At 65.2% G+C, this 520-nt stretch carries 1 pseudogene; it reads right to left on the bottom strand.

Annotated elements, in window-relative coordinates:
* Positions 1-520 (bottom strand): annotated as a pseudogene (locus tag EN742_RS37195) (hypothetical protein); the annotation flags it as partial.

Raw genomic sequence — 520 nt, 5'->3', positions numbered from 1 at the left:
ACTCGGGATCGAACAACAATGTCCGTTCATAAGGCGTCACGGTCGCGGACAGCACCGCCTGCAGGTCGGCGAGGCTCGGATTGCGGTTGCTTCCCTTATGAAATACGAAACCGCCACGGCCGCGCCCGAAAAGGGCGATCTCCGCCATGCGTGCCGGCAGCTCGGCAGGGCTCACCATTGACAGGGCATCGCGCACCAGGCTCGATGCGGTCGTGTTGAGCAGCGTGCCGGTCCCGGGCGGCGAAATCAGCAGGCGATTGTCCGCACGCTTCAGGCCCCTAACCACGTCAATCAGATGGGCTTCCGGTTTCTGCCCGAGCAGGGCCAGCTCGTCAGACAGTTCAAACGCCTTCGGCCACGGCAGGGGTGGCCGCACGAGGGCGTGCCGGGCCATGTTGTGGGGCCGCAGCTCGTTGCTGTCGGAGACGGCCAAGATCTGGGCGCCGGCACGGGCCAGATGCAGAGCGGTTTTCGATCCGACGCTGCCGCAGCCAACCAGGCTGAATGGCGGATAAGAGGG

Origin of the sequence: Mesorhizobium sp. M4A.F.Ca.ET.020.02.1.1 (assembly GCF_004022645.1) — a bacterium.
Lineage (GTDB): Bacteria > Pseudomonadota > Alphaproteobacteria > Rhizobiales > Rhizobiaceae > Mesorhizobium.
The sequence above is the reverse complement of the archived record's forward strand: the minus strand, read 5'-3'. Positions and strand labels throughout refer to the sequence as shown.